The 17,289-nt window shown below is 43.4% G+C and carries 11 protein-coding genes; 8 read left to right on the forward strand and 3 right to left on the reverse strand.

What is annotated here, in order from left to right; translation table 11 throughout:
• Window positions 1-232 precede the first annotated feature (232 nt).
• The 8 genes from P2W71_RS26375 to P2W71_RS26410 all read left to right on the forward strand — a co-directional run bounded on the left by P2W71_RS26375 (window position 233) and on the right by P2W71_RS26410 (window position 10,848).
• Entirely contained in the window at window positions 233-1,867 is a 1,635-nt protein-coding gene (locus tag P2W71_RS26375; protein WP_276374425.1) for a TldD/PmbA family protein, read from the forward strand.
• A 32-nt stretch (window positions 1,868-1,899) separates the two neighbouring features.
• Window positions 1,900-3,234, forward strand: coding sequence for a TldD/PmbA family protein (locus tag P2W71_RS26380; protein ID WP_276374426.1), 1,335 nt, complete (start codon window positions 1,900-1,902; stop codon window positions 3,232-3,234).
• A 21-nt stretch (window positions 3,235-3,255) separates the two neighbouring features.
• Entirely contained in the window at window positions 3,256-4,893 is a 1,638-nt protein-coding gene (locus tag P2W71_RS26385; RefSeq protein WP_276374427.1) for a TldD/PmbA family protein, read from the forward strand.
• Between the two features lies 1 nt (window position 4,894).
• Entirely contained in the window at window positions 4,895-6,229 is a 1,335-nt protein-coding gene (locus P2W71_RS26390) for a TldD/PmbA family protein (protein ID WP_276374428.1), read from the forward strand.
• A gap of 82 nt (window positions 6,230-6,311) precedes the next feature.
• Complete coding sequence (locus P2W71_RS26395) at window positions 6,312-6,935, forward strand: DUF4159 domain-containing protein (RefSeq protein WP_276374430.1); 624 nt, start codon at window positions 6,312-6,314, stop codon at window positions 6,933-6,935.
• A 138-nt stretch (window positions 6,936-7,073) separates the two neighbouring features.
• Complete coding sequence (locus tag P2W71_RS26400; RefSeq protein WP_276374431.1) at window positions 7,074-8,144, forward strand: membrane dipeptidase; 1,071 nt, start codon at window positions 7,074-7,076, stop codon at window positions 8,142-8,144.
• Between the two features lie 151 nt (window positions 8,145-8,295).
• On the forward strand, window positions 8,296-9,942 hold the full coding sequence (locus P2W71_RS26405) for a S41 family peptidase (RefSeq protein ID WP_276374432.1): 1,647 nt from the start codon (window positions 8,296-8,298) through the stop codon (window positions 9,940-9,942).
• Window positions 9,943-10,848, forward strand: a complete 906-nt coding sequence (locus tag P2W71_RS26410) for an alpha/beta hydrolase (RefSeq protein WP_276374433.1) — start codon at window positions 9,943-9,945, stop codon at window positions 10,846-10,848.
• 45 nt (window positions 10,849-10,893) lie between these two features.
• Here P2W71_RS26410 and P2W71_RS26415 read toward each other — a convergent pair whose 3' ends face one another.
• From P2W71_RS26415 to P2W71_RS26425, 3 genes are all read right to left on the reverse strand, one after another.
• On the reverse strand, window positions 10,894-12,372 hold the full coding sequence (locus tag P2W71_RS26415; RefSeq protein ID WP_276374435.1) for a M28 family peptidase: 1,479 nt from the start codon (window positions 12,370-12,372) through the stop codon (window positions 10,894-10,896).
• Between the two features lie 101 nt (window positions 12,373-12,473).
• Entirely contained in the window at window positions 12,474-14,636 is a 2,163-nt protein-coding gene (locus tag P2W71_RS26420; protein ID WP_276374436.1) for a glutamine synthetase III, read from the reverse strand.
• Between the two features lie 189 nt (window positions 14,637-14,825).
• Entirely contained in the window at window positions 14,826-17,216 is a 2,391-nt protein-coding gene (locus tag P2W71_RS26425) for a TonB-dependent receptor (RefSeq protein ID WP_276374437.1), read from the reverse strand.
• Window positions 17,217-17,289 lie beyond the last annotated feature (73 nt).

A 17,289-nucleotide genomic window follows, 5' to 3' on the forward strand; every position in this document is an offset into this window, starting at 1 on the left:
CATTCACACATGACAACACAAGGCACACCAAAAGAGACAACGACGAAGGTTAAGCCATTCATATAATATTCAAACTGTATAGGACACATAAGCCTGTGTCCTTTTTTTATTTTTAAGTATTTTACAAATAAGCATTCAGATGAATTGCTTGTTATCTGTTAATCACAGATGAAAACATGAGAACCTGCATGACGTTTTAACATTAAAAAAAACTTTTCAAAAACCCAATATTTTGAAACGAAGAGAATTTATTCAACTGAGCGGACTAGGCATCGGAGGCATGCTTATTCCGGTGATGGGTAATAGCATACCCATACCGTTATCTCTCGAGGAACGGCTCGATATTACACAAAAAAAGAAACTGGCAGATGTTGCGCTCAATACTGCCAGGTCGATGGGTGCCACCTATACCGATGTGCGGATTGGCCGATACCTGAATCAGTTTTTAACGACGCGGGAAAACAAAGTTCAAAACATAGTCAATACAGAATCTTTCGGCGTGGGGATACGTGTAATTGTGAATAATACGTGGGGATTTGCATCAACGAATATTGTGACTGAGGATGGAATAAAAAAATCTGCCGAAAAAGCTGTCGCCATTGCAAAAGCGAATTCAAAATTTCAAAGCGAACCCGTAAAACTTGCGCCAGTTAAAGCCTACGGTGAAGTGGTGTGGAAAACACCCATTGAAAAAAACCCATTCGCTGTTCCTGTATCAGAGAAAGTTGATTTGTTGCTGCGGGCTAATGCAGCGGCACTGGAAAACGGTGCCAATTTTATCAGCTCAAATCTGTTCCAGGTTAACGAGCAAAAGTATTTTGCCTCAACAGATGGTTCTTATATCGACCAGGATGTTCACCGCATATGGCCGACGTTCACCGTAACGACTACTGATAAAACTACTGGCATGTTTAAAACACGCCAGGCGCTCAGTGCGCCGATGGGCATGGGCTACGAATACATGATACCGAAAGCAGAAGACAAAGTGCAGGGGCCCGAAGGTATTATTTTATACAGGAACAGTTATGATATCATTGAAGACGCGATGGCTGCAGCGCGTCAAACGAAGGAGATGCTGCGTGCCAAATCAATAGAACCTGGGAAATATGATCTTGTGCTTGAACCCAACCACCTCGGCCTGACGATACACGAATCCGTGGGCCATCCACTTGAACTGGACAGGGTACTCGGTTATGAGGCAAATTATGCGGGAACAAGCTTCGCGACCATGGAGAAATGGAAGTCCGGACATTTCAATTATGGCAGTAACATCGTAAACATCTTTGCCGATAAAATTCAACCGGGGTCTCTAGGCGCCGTTGGTTATGACGATGAAGGTGTCAAGTGTAAACAGTGGGATCTTATCAAAGACGGTGTACTGGTAAACTATCAGGCAATTCGTGATCAGGCTCATATCTTAAATCAAAACGAATCGCATGGATGCTGTTATGCACAAAGCTGGAGCGATGTACAGTTTCAGCGCATGCCGAATGTATCGCTTTCACCGGGTAAAGATCCTTATAGCATCAATGAAATGATCAGGGATGTGGAAAAGGGAATTTACATCGCGGGACGTGGCTCCTACTCCATCGATCAGCAACGGTACAATTTTCAATTTGGTGGAACCGTATTTTATGAGATAAAAAATGGCGCCATTGCCGGGATGGTTAATGATGTCGCTTATCAATCCAATACCCAGGAGTTCTGGAATAGTTGTGTTAAAATATGCGATGAAAAGGACTATAGGCTTTTCGGATCCTTCTTCGATGGAAAAGGACAACCTTCGCAGGTAAGTGCAGTTTCTCACGGCAGTTCGACCGCGAGATTTAATGGTATCAACGTGATCAATACTGGCCGCACACTTTAATAAAATTGTCCAACCTACAATTGTCAATCACCATGTCTTTATATTCAGAAGAAGAAGCAAAAAAAATACTAGAGAAAGTTGTTCGGTTCTCAAAAGCAGATGGTTGCGAGGTAAATCTTACCGGCGCTGAGGGCGGAAATATCCGTTACGCACGAAACAGCGTGTCCACCGCCGGCGAAAACAGCGATGCGATTCTGGTAGTTCAATCGTATTTTGGAAAAAAAGCAGGAACCGCCACGATCAACGAATTTGATGATGCTTCCTTAGAAAAGGTGGTGCGACGTTCCGAGGAGCTGGCTCAACTTGCACCTGAAAACCCAGAATTCATGGAGCCATTACCTCCACAATCGTATGGAGAATCCCGAACGTTTTCAGAAGCAACAGCTAAAATAAATCCTGACTTCAGGGCCCAAGCCGCCGCCAACAGTATCAGGCTGGCAAAAGAAAAAGAAGTTACCTCTGCGGGATTTCTAGAAGATAGTAATACCGTTGCCGCGATGATGAATAGTAAGGGGCTGTTCGCCTACAATCGGGCAACCAATGTAACCTACACGGTAACGATGCGAACCAATGATGGCACAGGTTCAGGATGGGTTACCCGTGATTTTAATGACGTCAGCAAACTCGATACCTCTGAAGCGTCGAAGGTTGCTATTGATAAAGCTTTACAATCGAAAAACGCAAAGGCGATAGAACCAGGGAAGTATACGGTTATTCTTGAACCCGCGGCATCCGCTGAGTTATTGCGAAATATGCTTTTCAACATGAACGCCCGACCCGCAGATGAAGGGAGAAGTTTTCTTTCAAAAAAAGGAGGCGGCACCAGGCTGGGCGACAAGTTATTCGATGAGCGGATCAATTTTTACACAGATCCCTGGCATAAAGAAGTTCCAGCAGCCCCCTGGACACCGGACGGCCAGGCCAGAAAAAAAATGGATATCATCCGAAATGGGGTAGTGAAAAATATCTTCTATGACCGATATTGGGCTTCACAAAAAAACGTGGAGTCAGTGCCGTTTCCCGGAAATGCAATTCTGGACGGTGGAACGGCTTCCATAGAAGACATGATCAGAGACACGAAAAAAGGAATTCTGGTGACCCGATTTTGGTATATCCGTACCGTTGATCCCCAGACATTGCTGTATACCGGATTAACGCGCGATGGAACATTCTATATTGAGAACGGAAAAATCAAACACCCGATCAAGAACTTCCGTTTTAATGAAAGCCCTGTGATTATGCTCAATAATGTAGAGACACTTGGCAGGCAAGTTCGCGTTAGCGCCGGTGGCGGAGGTGTGAATTTCTTTTTACCTTATATGAAAATACGAGATTTCACATTCACCAGTTTGTCAGACGCAGTTTAAAAAAACCAAAACTCATACAACTTGAAAAGGCGAGATTTTATTTACCTCACGGGGCTTGGAGCAACAGCAGCGATGTTGCCGGGGATTCCGGTTATGGGTCACGATATCCATCCGGAACGCGCGCTGGAAAAAGTCGACACGACGACGAAAAAAAGAATGGCCGATGTAGCCTTAAACGCCGCGCGCTCCAAAGGTGCCACCTATACCGATGTCAGAATAGGCCGATATCTCAATCAATATGTCATCACGCGTGAAGACAAGGTAGAGAACATCGTAAACACCGAATCTTACGGCATGGGTATACGCGTTATTGCCAATGGCGGCTGGGGATTTGCTGCTACCGACAAAACAGATAATGACAGCATAGCCAAAGCTGCAGATTTAGCAGTTGCTATCGCAAAAGAAAACTCGCGACTTCTTACCGAGCCGGTAAGATTGGCACCGCAGAAAGGATACGGCGAGGTGGCATGGAAAGCACCTATCGAAAAAAATGCTTTTGAAGTTCCCATCAAAGAAAAGGTGGATTTGCTTTTGAGTGTAAATGATGCCGCCATGAAAGGGGGAGCAAACTTCATCAACTCCTATTTGTTCATGGTGAACGAACAAAAATATTTTGCCTCAACCGACGGCTCTTATATTGACCAGGACGTTCACCGGATATGGCCTACATTTTTTATCACGAAAATAGACGCCACCAGCGGCAAGTTTGAAACGCGAAATGCCTTAAGTGCGCCTATGGGTATGGGATATGAATATTTGTATGCGCGGCCACAAGATAAGATTCAAGGTATAACAACCCTTTACAAAAACAGGTATGACATGCTGGAGGATGCTAAAGCTGCTGCCGGTCAAGCCACTGAAAAACTTACTGCCAAATCGGTTGAGCCAGGAAAATACGATCTTATCCTAGATCCCTCGCACCTGTGGTTGACAATACATGAGTCTACCGGCCATCCTACCGAATTGGATCGTGTTCTTGGTTATGAGGCTAACTTCGCCGGCACAAGTTTCCTGACGCTCGACAAATGGGAATCAAAGAAATTCAACTATGGAAGCAAGCTTGTCAATATTTTTGCTGATAAAACCCAAGTCGGCTCATTGGGCGCAGTGGGTTATGATGATGAAGGCGTGAAGTGCGGCCAGTGGGATATTATCAAAGACGGCGTGTTGGTGAACTATCAGGCTACACGCGACCAGGCACACATTGTTGGACTCAACGCATCTCAGGGTTGTTGTTATGCCGACAATTGGAGCAGCGTCCAGTTCCAGCGGATGCCGAATATTTCACTCATGGCAGGTAAAGAGAAAAAGAGCATCGATGATCTAATCAAGGGTGTAGAAAAAGGAATCTACATCATCGGCGATGGATCGTTTTCTATTGACCAGCAACGCTACAATTTTCAATTTGGCGGACAGTTATATTATGAGATTAAGAATGGAAAAATTGCTGGTATGCTGAAAGATGTAGCTTATCAATCCAACACCCAGGAGTTTTGGAATTCCTGCGTAGGTATCGCCGATGAAAGTGATTATCGACTGGGTGGATCTTTCTTTGATGGCAAAGGTCAGCCGATGCAAACGAGCTCTGTATCCCACGGATCGTCTACTGCACGGTTTAACGGAGTCAATGTAATTAATACAGCGAGAAAATTAGGTTAATATGGCTATACTTACCAAAGATGAAGCCCAGGCTTTACTAAAAAAGGTGTTGAGCTATTCAAAAGCCGACGAATGTGAGGTGAATCTTAACGGATCGAATAACGGAAACATTCGTTACGCCCGCAACGCGGTGTCTACCAGCGGCGGCGTGAGCCAGACCAATCTTGTCGTTTCTTCTGCTTTTGGAAAAAAACTTGGCGTTGCGACCATCAATGAATTAGATGATGCTTCTCTGGAAAAAGTAGTTCGAAGATCGGAGGAGCTTGCACAATTAGCGCCAGAAAATCCAGAGTTCGTTTCATTCCTCGGACCGCAAAAATATGCAGAATCTGTTACGTTCGTTCCTGCAACAGCCGCAATAACGCCAAAGCTACGCGCCGATGCCGTAGCCCAAAGTTTACAGGTTGCAAAAGAAGGCAAATTGGTGGCCGCAGGATACCTGGAAGATAACAACGGTTTTGCCGCCATGATGAATTCGAAGGGGCTGTTCGCCTACAATACTTCTACAAATGTAAACTTCTCGGTCACCATGCGTACCACCGATGGCAAAGGCTCGGGGTATGCAACGCGTGGATATAACGATATCACAAAACTTGATACAAAAGCTGTAACGAAAATCGCTGCCGAGAAAGGATTGAAGTCGGCCGCAGCGCAAGCCATAGAACCCGGCAAATACACCGTCATCCTTGAACCAGCAGCAGCGGCCGTACTTATAGAAAATATTTTCTTCGGGTTAGACGCAAGACAAGCTGATGAAGGAAGAAGTTTTTTAAGTAAACCTGGCGGAAAAACGAGCTTAGGTGAAAAACTAGTGGATGAACGTGTTACCATGTATTCGGATCCATTAAATCCAGAACTTCCCACAAGCCCATGGGCTGGCGATGGCCGGCCACAGGAGAAGGTAACATGGATCGACAAAGGGGTGGTTAAGAACTTAACGTATTCAAGGTATTGGGCAGCAAAAAAAGGCGTGAAGGCAATTCCTTCACCCGACGGCGTCATTATGGAAGGCGGAACCAAGTCGCTGGATGAACTTATCAAAAGCACCAAAAAAGGAATCCTGGTTACAAGATTGTGGTACATCCGAAATGTGGATCCTCAAACATTATTACTTACTGGCTTAACCCGCGACGGTACCTTTTACATCGAAAATGGTGTCATCAAGTACCCGATTAAGAATTTCAGGTTTAATGAAAGTCCTGTGATCATGTTGAACAACCTAGAAGAATTGGGTAGGCCGGAACGCACGGTGAGTGTTGAAACAAACACCAACTATTTATTGCCGCCCATGAAGATCCGGGATTTTAATTTCACAAGTTTATCCGACGCGGTATAAAATTTCAGCGGCACAAAAAAAATAAGTCCCCGGTAAATCGTCGGGGATTTTTATTTTAGCATAACATCTGATTGCAAGCTTATTGGTGGCCTCAAACAAATTCTTCTTCACACGACTTCAGTATGAATCCGGCGATTGGGACGTTGATCAGCGCATGCCCTCCAACGTACTTAATTCGCTCATCGAGTACACTACCCTACCCGTTGATACACAGGAAAATATTGTCGCTCTCAGCAGCAATGATATTTTTCGTTGTCCGTTTTGCTACCTCAGTGGCCATAAGCTGGTAGAGTTCACACAACAGGAGCGCGACAACTTTGAAAAATATGTCCGGAACGGAGGTTTTGTGTTTGTTGATGATTGCAACCATGATATTGATGGCCTCTTCGCAAAATCATTCGAGGAGCAAATGAAAAAAATCTTTGGCAGTGAAGCATTAAAAAAAATTTCCTCCAGTCATCCGTTATACTCATCGTTTTTCAAATTCGACGGCCCGCCAACAACCGCACAAGAGCTGAATGGATGGGGCGACGACATTGTTCATGAATATCTCAAAGCGATTGAAATAAACAATAAGATCGGTGTACTCTACAGCAACAAAGATTATGGATGCGAGTGGGATTACGATTTCCGAAACAAACGATTTTATAAAATTGACAATACAAGGTTCAGTATAAATATTGTGATGTATGCATTGACAAGATAAAACAAGAATCGTCCGTCTTACGTGGCGTTTCAGTTGTCGATTCTCGATTCGAAGTAAAATGTATATTTGCCATAACTTAAAAACTGCGGGCGCAGCCTTCAAACCGTAAACCTTCTCTAACTTTTTGTAACAACCACCATGTTTACTATCGACGCACACCTGGACCTTAGCATGAATGCGATGGAATGGAATCGTGACTTACGAAGACCCATTCAAGAAATCAGAGATCGCGAAAAAGGAATGAGCGATAAACCTGATCGAGGCAATGGCGTTGTTAGTTTTCCTGAATTGCGGAAAGGTGATGTAGGACTTGTGGTTGCAACACAAATTGCCAGGTATGTTGCGCCTGATAATCCGTTGCCCGGGTGGCATTCACCTGAGCAAGCATGGGCACATACTCAAGCACAACTTGCTTGGTACCAAGCTATGGTGGAAGCCGGCGAGTTGACTCAAGTTGTGGATCTTAAGACGTTAGAAACACAGGTTCAACGATGGAATGATGATCAACCTAAAACGTCAAAAGCCATTGGTTATATTTTAAGCCTGGAAGGTGCTGATTCCATTGTTTCCATAAAGTACCTTGAAAAAGCGTATGCCTATGGACTTAGGGCACTCGGGCCGGCGCACTATGGACCGGGGCGATATGCGCAAGGAACAAATGCAACGGGGGGTTTAGGCAAAGATGGCAAAGCTTTGCTGCAGGAGATGGAGAGATTAAATATTATCCTGGATGCAACCCATTTATGCGACGATAGTTTCTGGGAGGCGATGGAAAACTTCCACGGACATGTATGGGCAAGTCATCATAATTGCCGGGCATTGGTTAACCACAATCGGCAGTTTAGCGATGATCAATTGAAAGAATTGATCAGCAGAGGTGCGGTTATTGGCGGCGTATTCGATGCGTGGATGGTTGTACCAAACTGGGTAAGAAAAGAATCCACTCCACAAGGCATGAACTGCAATCTGGAAAAAGTAATTGATCACATGGATCACATTTGCCAGCTGGCAGGAAATGCCCTGCATATTGGAATTGGCTCAGACCTCGACGGTGCTTTCGGTAAGGAACAAAGTCCTTATGACCTGGAAACCATTGCCGACCTGCAAAAACTGCCGGGTTTACTTTTAAAAAGAGGATACAAAAAAGAAGATATTGAGAACGTTATGCACGGAAATTGGCTGCGATTTCTTCGAAAAGCCTGGATTTAAAGGGTTTTTATGGCCGCCACATTGCTTTTGAGCAGTTCAACCCCAGGTGCTTTCTTCTATAAAATTTAATCTAAAAATTTGTCCTTTTACGGTAAATTGCTTTTTCAAACTATTTGTGGTGTTGTTTCGTTTTCTTCTGAGATCCTACGGTATGAACAAGAAATTTTTTTGGTTTGCATCAATCGTCGCACTTGTTGCCACGCTTTCCTATACAAAACCGGCAGAACGTTATTTCGAAATTGCCAAGAACCTTGACATCTTCGCAACCCTATTTAAGGAAGTTAATGCGTTGTACGTAGAGGAAGTTAATCCCAATAAACTTGTGCGTACGGGCATTGATGCCATGCTCAGCTCTTTGGATCCTTACACCAATTACATACCTGAAGATGAAGTAGAAGATTTCAGAACGGTTAATACAGGTCAATACGGGGGAATTGGTGCGATTACCCGCGAAATTGGAAACAGAACCGTTGTGACGATGCTAATGGAGGGTTATGGCGCGCAGAAAGGCGGACTAAAAATTGGCGATGAAATTATTAAGATCGATGACATCAGCCTGGCCAAACTAACGCGGGAAGAGTCAAGCCAGATTATGAAAGGCCAGGTAGGCACACCCGTTTCTTTAACCGTGAAACGTGTTGGTGTTGAGGAACCCATAAAGCTTGAATTTAAAAGAGAACGGATTAAACTGACTAATGTCCCTTATTCGGGAATGGTCGACAAGGATATTGCTTATATACAACTTTCTGATTTTACACCTGATGCTGCGAAAGAAGTAAAAAATGCTTTGGTCCAATTAAAAGAAAAAGGTGCAAAAGCAGTTATCCTTGACCTTCGCGGAAATCCAGGTGGGCTGCTTATCGAAGCTGTAAACATTACAAACCTTTTCATTCCAAAAGGGAAGTTGGTTGTGAGTACCAAGGGTAAAATCCCTGAAAACAATTTAAGTTATGAAACACTGAATCTCCCTATTGACACCGAGATACCTGTAACCGTTCTCATCAACCGTGGCAGTGCGTCGGCTTCTGAAATTGTAGCCGGTACATTGCAGGATTATGACAGGGCTATTGTCATCGGTGAAAAATCTTATGGGAAGGGACTTGTACAGGTAAGCCGCCCGTTGTCTTACAATTCTCAACTGAAGGTAACGACGGCCAAATACTATACCCCAACCGGTCGATGCATTCAAGTTTTGGATTATGGACATCGTCGCGACGACGGAAGTGTAGGCTCTATTCCTGATTCGTTGAAGAAAGCTTTTAAAACAACCAATGGCCGTCAGGTATTTGACGGTGGTGGTATTGACCCTGATATTAAAACTGAAAATCCTGAAGCACACATGCTAACACAAGTGCTTTTTGAAAAAGGCTTTCTATTTGATTATGCCACCCAATATGTCCTTAAACATCCTGAACCAGTCGATCCGAAGACTTTTTCGTTGGACGATGAAGCGTATCAACAATTCTTGAGTTGGATGAAGACCAAAAATTATTCCTATAAGTCTTACATGGAATACCAGTTACAACAGTTCACTGAAGAAGCTAAGAAAGAAAAGTACTATGCTGATCTGAAGAGCCAGCTCGATTTGGTTTCCGCGCGAATAGCTGAGAGCAAAAAGAATGAGTTGGTTTTGCACAAAGATGAAATCAAAATGTTGTTAGAAGAAGATATCGTTTCCCGATATCACCTTGAAAAAGGAAGTGTCGAATCCGGTTTTAAATACGATAAGGATATAAAAACGGCGACTGAAATTCTCCGGAATACGACGCAATACAAAAAGCTGCTCAATATTCAATAAATGACTTTCAGGATCGGAAGGAAGATCCGTTGGACCATGCTTTCTTTCATTCCTATCACAGGAATATTGCTGCACTCATGCATTTCCTTCCGCATGAACCCGAGGCAAATTGACGATTTCTTTAGAAAGAATAACGTCACGGCGACACAGCATAGCTACCAGGTTGGCTTTCGCGAACTGCACTATGTAAAGGCTGGGGATCCATCAAAACCCTTGATCCTTTTTCTTCACGGCTCACCAGGGTCTTTAAGCGCTTTCATTGGCTTTCTTACCGACAGTACCTTGTTAAAAAACGCTCTTTTGGTCACAGCAGACCGACCCGGTTTTGGATATTCAAACTTTGGTAATGGCGAGCCTTCTTTAAAGAAGCAGGGCGAAATATTGAAACCTATTCTGGAACGGTATAAGATGAATCGCCCGATAATACTGGTAGGCCATTCGTTGGCGGGAGCTTTAATAGTTCGTATGGCAGCTGAATACCCTGAGTTGGTGGATGGTTTGATCATTGTTGCTGGCTCGGTGGATCCTGAACTGGAGCCGAATGAAACGTGGTTTCGCGCTCCACTGGCAACGCCCTTCCTAAGCTGGCTTCTTCCCAATTCGTTCCGCGCCTCCAATGAAGAAATTTATCAACTTAAACCTGAGTTGGAGAGAATGCTTCCACTATGGAAAAATGTACGATGTCCGGTCATTGTAATCCAGGGAAAAAAAGATGTGCTCGTTCCTGCAGCAAACGCCGACTTCGCGAAGAAGATGTTGGTAAATGCGCCTGTCTTCTTAAAGCTGGAAGAAGACATGAATCATTTTGTCCCATGGAGTCACCCTCATCTTATCGATAATGCTATTCTGGAAATGATTCAGCGAATTGCTGAAACTGATACTTCTAAGGAATTATCAGCTCATTGAGTTCCGCATACCGCCTTCTCCGGCTTCAGCGCATGTGTGGTAGTTTTATTTAGTTCCGTATAGTTTCTTTCCGACCTCTTCAAACTTATCACCCTTCACCCATGTAGGTCGTTCTTTTTCGTTGGCAATTAAATATCCACCATAAACAAATGATCGATGGAACTTTTCGATATAGCTCATGTCAAGAGAATGCACTTCATCTGATGGTTGATGATAGTATTTAAAAAGTTCCTTATCAAATGTTTTGATTCCGGGGGCAATGTCAACGGCAGGAACGCCTTTCGCCGCAAAATTTAGATTGTCTGATCGCTCGTATAGATTCTGTTCAGGCGCGGGGTCGCCCTTTAATTCTAGGCCAAACGTTGCACAGGCTTTCTTCAACAGCTCATCAACTGAAGTTCTTTTCAAATCTATCAGCGTTGCAATAGTCTTATCGTTATATCCAGCGCCATCGCAGTTGTAATTAAAGACTGTTTGGTTCAGAGGGATTAAAGGATGAGTTGAATACCATTCACTTCCTAACAATCCTTTCTCCTCTCCTGTTACTGCCAAAAATAATATGGATCGTTTAGGAGAATGTTGACCAAAAAATTTCGCAGCCTGCAGCAATGCTACTGTACCGACAGCATTATCGCGTGCGCCGTTAAATATTGAATCAGGGCTTGCATTTTTCTTTACGCCGACGTGATCATAATGCGCAGAAATAACGATCCATTCTTTTTTTAAAACGGGATCTTTACCTTCAATCATTCCCGCAACATTTTTTGCTGGGATTGATTCAGGTGCCTTTGCTTCTACCTGAAGCCTTCCAATACCTTTTTTGCTTTCGATAAATGCCGAAATACTTGCCGCGTCACTTTTTTTCATATATAAATGCGGCATCGTGGTTTGAGATTGTTTCTGTGTCATCATCCGCTCAGCGGAAAGAAAGTTGACCAAGGATTGCCACGGCAATCCCGGTAGCATCATGATCTCTATAAATGCAGCGGCGCCATGCGATGCTGCAACTTTTCCTTTTGCGGGCGAGTCGGTGAGCAGCGCCTGAACGGCATTTGTGGTTGCATTACTTCCTGCTAATGCCACCACTATTTTTCCTTTTACATCGGCTTTTTCAAAGTCGGAAGGTAATCCATATCCGACGTAAACCATTTCTCCATTCAGCGAGGTACTGCCTCCACTAATGTATAGCAGATCGTCCTTCAGCTTAAAAACATCCGCTCCTATCGTCAGCGATGCTGCTGAAGCTGCCACAATTTTTTCAAGCTGCACGGGTTGAAAATAGGTTGTGTCGCCTGGAACGGGTTTGGCACCATAAATCTTCAATTGCGTCTTAATGTAATTTGCAGCAATGTCGATTTCGGGCGAGCCGGTATCACGGCCTCTCATTTCATCGGAGGCAAGAAAAGAAAGATGCGCTTCTGATTCCCTTGCCGTAACGGAGGACTGTATACTTTCAACAATTTTTCGTTGGGCTATCGTGCTTCCTGCACTAATGATTAGCAATATCAGAAAGATGCTTCGCATGTTAAATGGAGATGTTTTATGCAAGATAAAAATTGTATAAAATAAAAGCGGATTCCCGGTTAAAGGAACCCGCTTTTATTTACAGGGTTGGATACGTCAGATTAACGCAGGAATAAAAGTTCTCTATATTTCACCAATGGCCAGTCTTCGTTGTCTACCAATAATTCCAGTTTATCGACAGAATCACGGATAACTTCAAAATACTTTTCTTTGATATCGTCGCAATATCCAATCGCACGCTTATGTGTATCAGTCAATTTATTGAGTCGTTTACGCTCTTCAATCATTGCGCGGACATTTGTCTTGATTGCTTCAATGTGTCCGGAAATTTCCTTGATAGTTTGTACTACTGCATTGTTATCAACCCCCAGGCCCTTTAATCCATTTGCATTAACAATCAATTTGTTCTGGTATGCAATGGCTGTTGGCACGATATGATTCATAGCTAGATCACCCATTACTCTGGCTTCTATCTGAACACGTTTAATGTAAGATTCGAGTTTGATCTCTACGCGTGCTTCCACTTCTTTCTCAGACATCACTTCGTGCTTAGCAAAAAGCGCTTTCGATTCTTTTGTGAGATAAGCATCTAATGCACGAACCATGTTCTTTACATTTCCAAGCTTGCGTTTCTCAGCTTCTTTTACCCACTCTTCAGAATAACCATCACCTTCGAATCTAACATCTTTAGATTCTTTGATATATTTCCTTAACACGTTAACAATGGCAAGGCGTTTTTCTTCACCTTTTTCAACTTCCTTATTAACCGCATCGTAGAATTGTTCGAGTTGTTCAGCTACAATCGTGTTAAGCGCGGCCATTGCTCCGGCACAATTATCGCTGCCTCCCACTGCCCGGAACTCAAATTTATTTCCAGTAAATGCAAAAGGAGAAGTACGGTTACGATCAGTAGCATCCAAAATGATTTCGGGAATTTGATCAATTCCTAATTTCATGTACATGTTATCACCTTTCTCTATTTTAACATTTCCTTTTTTCTCCAGCTCATCCAATACTGCAGTCATCTGAGACCCGATGAACACAGACATGATTGCAGGAGGTGCCTCATTAGCACCCAGACGGAAATCATTTCCAGGTGTAGCAATGCTCGCCCGTAAAAGATCTGCGTAGGAATGAACAGCTTTAATGGTGGTAACAAAAAATGTTAAGAACATCAGGTTATCACGAGCGCTGCTGGTTGGTGCATAAAGGTTCACACCGGTATCTGTAATTAACGACCAGTTATTGTGTTTACCAGTACCATTCAATCCCGCAAAAGGTTTTTCATGGAATATCACTTGAAGGTTATGGCGGTCCGCTACGCGGCTCATTACATCCATCATCAACTGATTATGATCGTTTGCCACGTTCACTTCTTCAAAAAGCGGCGCTACTTCAAATTGACTTGGGGCCACTTCATTGTGACGTGTACGAACGGGTATACCCAACTTCCACGCTTCGATTTCAAAGTCCTTCATAAAGTCATATACCCGTGGAGGAATAGACCCAAAGTAGTGATCTTCCATTTGTTGTCCACGTGCAGGAGCATGGCCAAACACAGTGCGTCCTGCCATTACCAAATCTGGTCTTGCGTTAAACAACGCTTTGTCGACAACGAAATATTCCTGTTCAGGGCCGAGCGATGCAACTACATGCTGAATGTCTTTATCGAAAAGCTGGCAAACCTGGGTTGCTGCTTTATCAACAGCTTTTAAAGCTTTCAATAATGGTGCTTTTGTATCTAGGGTTTCGCCAGTATAGGAAACGAAAATAGTAGGAATACAAAGTGTTTTGCCATAAAGGAACATGGGAGACGTAGGATCCCATGCCGTATATCCACGCGCTTCAAATGTGCTGCGAATACCTCCACTTGGAAATGACGATGCATCCGGCTCTTGCTGTACTAATTCACTTCCTTTAAACTTTTCAATTCCTGAGAGTGCATCAAAAAATGAGTCATGTTTTTCTGCAGTACCACCTGTCATTGGTTGAAACCAGTGCGTGAAATGTGATGCACCTTTTGCCATGGCCCACGATTTTGCGGCAGATGCAACAGCATCAGCAGTAGTTTCATCAATTTTCTCGTGATTTTTAATTGACTGGCTTACTTTTTTATAGACAGCCGGTGCGAGGGTACCGCGCATCTGTTCCATTCCAAAGACATTTTCTCCGAAAAATTTGGAGACATTTGGGCTGGGCAGATCGACATGTACTCGGGAACGTTCGCTCAATTTTTTTAGAGCTTCAAATCGTAGGTGGGCCATAGATGATTTTGATTTAGACTTATTTTGCGCCCAAATCTATTAGAATTTTCGAAACGCCCTTAAAAATTAATCTACAATTTTAATTTTTTATTAAGAATACGTTTGCGATGGGTAGATTTTACACGACTGGCTATAAATTTCGTTTAAAAACACAGCAACGATAGAGGCTTTCGGAAACGAATGAAGTCACTATTCTTCCTCTTCTCCCCGTTCCTCCTGGTTGTTGCGCTGTCTTTCTTTTGCCTTATTTAAGCGGTAAGTGAAAGTAACCGTGAATTGCCTTGATCTCCACTGAAACTCAGAATTAGAATAGTATCCATCGCGATCAATGATTGCACGCCGCTTACGCGAGTTCATCAGGTCACGCACATTCGCCGTAATGGTACCCTTGCCTTTTAACACATCACGGGATAATCCAAGATCAATTGAATAAATAGATAGATCTTTTCCCTGCGTGGTCAGACGAGGTGCGCGATAATTAAACGAAGCCTGAAAATCCCATTTTTCAAAAAGCGTCATTTTGGATGTTGTGCGTGTTGTCCATGTGTAGGTATCGCTTTCAAGAACCTCGCCTTCGTAAACTCCCTTCATAATAGACCGATAAAAGTTGGCACTGGTATTTACACGCCACCAATCTTGAATATTCAATGAAAGGTTAAATTCCACACCATAAGAATTTTCGTCGGCCAAGTTTATAGGCATAACTCTTGAACGGCCCGCAGAATCGGGCTCCGTAATGATTCGCTGTATCACATTCTTTCTGTGCCGATAATAAACATTTGAAAGAATGGAGCCATAGTCCCAATCCAACAGATAGCCGGTCTCAATAGAGTTGGTGAAAACGGGGCGCAAATTTGGATTTCCTCCGAAGAGCACGCGTGGATCCCGAAAATCAGAGAATGGTAATAAGTTACGAAAGTCCGGGCGGTTGATACGATAACTGTAGCTGAGTTGAAGCGTCTTATTCTCCTGAACTTTGTACGACAAGCTGGCACTTGGGAAAAGGTTAAAATAGTTTTGAGGTATTGATGTAAATGGTTCTTTCAGCTCGGTTGAAATGTCTGTTAGTTCTGCGCGAAGACCTCCTTGCATCGATAATCTTCCGAATGTATTACTACCCATCATATATGCGGCGTGGATGCGTTCTGTGTAAACCAATTCGTTAGTATACTGCGGAATATTGATCCATTCCATTGAATTATCCAGTGCATCTAAGCCATAGTCATTATTGATGATGCGGGTTGCTGTTTTTACCCCGGCTTCCAATTTACCTTGCTTGCCGAAAGGGTGAATATAATCAGCTTGGAAAAGCCAATTGATTTCGTCGGCAAAATTGATTGAGTTTTGAAGGGAATCCAGTCCGTCGTTAACTGACTCGTTGTAGTCTGTACTTTCGTCGTCTACACTTTTTATCCATTTAAAATCAGCAGTAAAGATTTGGCCCTTTCTTTCAAAATTCTTTTTTAGGCTGAGCGAAGTTTCAATATTCTCTTCATCTTCTTTCTCTCGTTCATTCCTTCGTACGGTACGGGCTATCAAACCAGCTTCATCGAAGTCTTCGTATACGGTTTCAGCTTTGCTCAGGCCATCGCCGGTGTTATACAAGATTGACGCCGTCAATGTAGTGTTATCATTAAGAAAGTAATCCGCGCCAACCGTAAAATTGTGCGAGAACTCACTTTGCGTCCGGTCGTTCCGTTGCGTGTAGCTGAAACTTGTGTCTGCACTCGTATATTGCTGAAACGAATTTCCATATCCGGGCCGCTTATCGTACTCAATGCCATAACTGGAAAAGAGATTGACCTTCTTCCTTCGTATATTGATGCTGTATGAACCGCCGTACTGGGCAGGATAACCTACATTGGCGGAGAAACTTCCGTTTACGCCTTTCTCCTGATTTTTCTTTAATATAATGTTGATGATTCCCACTTCTCCCGCCGCATCGTATCTTGACGAAGGATTGGTGATTACTTCAATACTTTCAATCAGGTTGCCTTGAAGCATCCTCAGCGCTTCTGGATCACGCGAAGTGAGACCTGAAGGCTTGCCATCGATTAGTATTCTAACGTTATCACTACCGCGCAAACTTACCGTGCCATCAACATCGACAGTAACAGAAGGTAAGTTTCCAAGAATATCGGAAGCATTGCGTCCCACATTGCTCAAATCTTTTTGAATGTTAAAAACGCGCTTATCCAATTGAAGCTCCATAGAAGCTTTTTCACCCTGGACGATAACTTCCTCCAACACCTGGCTGCTTTCATTTAATGTTACAACGCCAAGGTTAAAGGTTGCATTGGATACGGCTACGTCAGGAATTATCTTATCCTGGTAAGACAAAAAACTAATCTTGACATAATATTTCCCCGGCTTTACAGGAACGTGAAATTTTCCCTCTGCATCTGACACGCCACCGGTAATCAAAGCGGAATCAGCAGGATTGTGAACTGCCACATTTCCATATGGCACAGGATTTTTTTGATTGTCCACAATAGATCCGATTATAACCGGTTCTTGCGGATTGTCCTGGCCGAATGCAGTGTAACTTATCAAAACAAACAGTAAAAAATGATATTTCATCGGGTCAAAATATTATTTACAACTTTCTCTCATCGGTAAAGATCTAACCTTTACCAGGTGCTAAAGTTCTAAA

Origin of the sequence: Chryseolinea sp. H1M3-3 (assembly GCF_029360725.1) — a bacterium.
Taxonomy (GTDB): domain Bacteria; phylum Bacteroidota; class Bacteroidia; order Cytophagales; family Cyclobacteriaceae; genus Chryseolinea.

Coding starts and splice junctions, on each gene's coding strand:
- P2W71_RS26380 (WP_276374426.1), top strand. CDS start 1,900: ATGTCTTTATATTCAGAAGAAGAAGCAAAAAAAATACTAGAGAAAGTT.
- P2W71_RS26390 (WP_276374428.1), top strand. CDS start 4,895: ATGGCTATACTTACCAAAGATGAAGCCCAGGCTTTACTAAAAAAGGTG.
- P2W71_RS26400 (WP_276374431.1), top strand. CDS start 7,074: ATGTTTACTATCGACGCACACCTGGACCTTAGCATGAATGCGATGGAA.
- P2W71_RS26405 (WP_276374432.1), top strand. CDS start 8,296: ATGAACAAGAAATTTTTTTGGTTTGCATCAATCGTCGCACTTGTTGCC.
- P2W71_RS26410 (WP_276374433.1), top strand. CDS start 9,943: ATGACTTTCAGGATCGGAAGGAAGATCCGTTGGACCATGCTTTCTTTC.
- P2W71_RS26415 (WP_276374435.1), bottom strand. CDS start 12,372: ATGCGAAGCATCTTTCTGATATTGCTAATCATTAGTGCAGGAAGCACG.
- P2W71_RS26420 (WP_276374436.1), bottom strand. CDS start 14,636: ATGGCCCACCTACGATTTGAAGCTCTAAAAAAATTGAGCGAACGTTCC.
- P2W71_RS26425 (WP_276374437.1), bottom strand. CDS start 17,216: ATGAAATATCATTTTTTACTGTTTGTTTTGATAAGTTACACTGCATTC.